This is a genomic window from Arthrobacter sp. TB 26 (genome assembly GCF_000427315.1).
Lineage (GTDB): Bacteria > Actinomycetota > Actinomycetes > Actinomycetales > Micrococcaceae > Arthrobacter.
In genome coordinates, this window is sequence record NZ_AUPJ01000249.1 from 1 (window position 1) to 1556 (window position 1556).

The 1556-nt window shown below is 71.5% G+C and carries 1 protein-coding gene; it reads left to right on the plus strand.

From position 1 onward, the window contains the following. The coding region (locus K789_RS0109080; RefSeq protein WP_024366487.1) for a 3'-5' exonuclease at positions 1-1556 on the plus strand (1556 nt) is incomplete at both ends.

Consider the following 1556-nt stretch of genomic DNA (forward strand, 5'->3'; position numbering starts at 1 on the left):
CGGCGAGCGGGACACGGCCGGCGGCGTCGAGGTTCCACCGCTGCAGCCCAGCCCGGCCGCGGTGCAGGGCCGCGTGGTGATGGGCCGCTTTGGCACGGACGAGGACGAGGCCGCGGCGATCGCAGGGGACGTGCTGAAGTTCAGGGTGACCGACTTCTCCGGGTCGCCAGCGGAGCCTGAGCCGCCCGCCATGGCGGTGCTGTGCCGACGGCGTGCCCAGATGGAATGCATCCGCCGCGAATTCGAGGTGCGCGGAATCCCGTATGAGATCGTCGGCCTCGGCGGTCTGCTGGACACCCCCGAGATTGTCGACCTGGTTGCGACCCTCCGGGTGCTGGCCGATCCGGGCCGCTCCGATTCGCTGATGCGCCTGCTGGCCGGGGCGCGCTGGCGGATCGGGCCCGCGGACCTGATGGCGCTGCGGGACTGGTCCAGCTTCCTCGCCCGGCGCCGCGGCCGCCCCGGCACCATGAGCGACGACGACGACGACGCTGCTGACGACGGCGTGGAGGCGGCGGTGATCGAGGGTGACCTCACGGACGCTGCCAGCCTCGTCGAAGCCCTCGACTGGCTGCCGCGCGAAGGCTGGACCTCCGCGCAGGGCCGCCAGCTCAGCGCGGAGGCGCTGGAGCGGCTCCACCGGCTCTCGGCGGAGCTCCGGCAGCTGCGCGGCTACATGGGCGATGACCTCACCACCCTGCTTGGCGAGGTGGAGCGGGCCATGCTCCTGGATATCGAAGTTGCGGCCCGGCCCGGGATCAGCATTCATCAGGCCCGCCGCAACCTGGACGCCTTCCAGGACGCTGCTGCCGGGTTCCTGCACACCTCCCAGCGGGTCGACGTGCTCGCTTTCCTGGCCTGGCTGGAGGCCGCGGCCGCCGAGGAGAACGGACTGGATGCGGCTGCGCCGGAAGTAAACCATGAAGCGGTGCAGCTCCTGACAGTGCACGCCTCCAAAGGCCTGGAATGGGATGTGGTGTTCGTGCCCGGGCTCAACGCCGGGGCCTTCCCGAGTAGCCGGGATTCGCGCTGGAGCAGCGGCAGCGCCGCGTTGCCCTGGCCGCTGCGCGGGGACCGCGCGGACCTGCCGCAATGGGACCTCGAACACCCGGATCAAAAGGGCTGGCTCGATGCCGAGAAGGAGTTCAAGTCCGCCGTGCAGGTCCACGGCGAGGCCGAGGAGCGGCGGCTCGCGTATGTGGCCTACACCCGGGCCAAACACGTGCTCTGGGTTTCCAGCGCCGCCTGGGTGGGCTCGCGCGCCGGGCTCGCGGACATGTCGCCCTTCCTGGCCGAACTCGAGGTGCTTGTTGCCGACGGCGCTGCCGCGATCCACCCGCTGTCCGTCAGCGAGGAATCACTGCCGGGGGAGAGCCCGCTGACGTCGGAACTGGAGGTCGCGGGGTGGCCGTATGACCCCCTTGAAGGGCCGATCGATCCCCGCACGGGAGCGCGGCTGCGTCTGGTGCCGGGCCGGCGGGTGGCCATGCGCTCCGCCGCGGAACGGGTGTTGCGGTCCCTGGACACGGACGTGCTGCTGGACGCCGCAGGGTCGG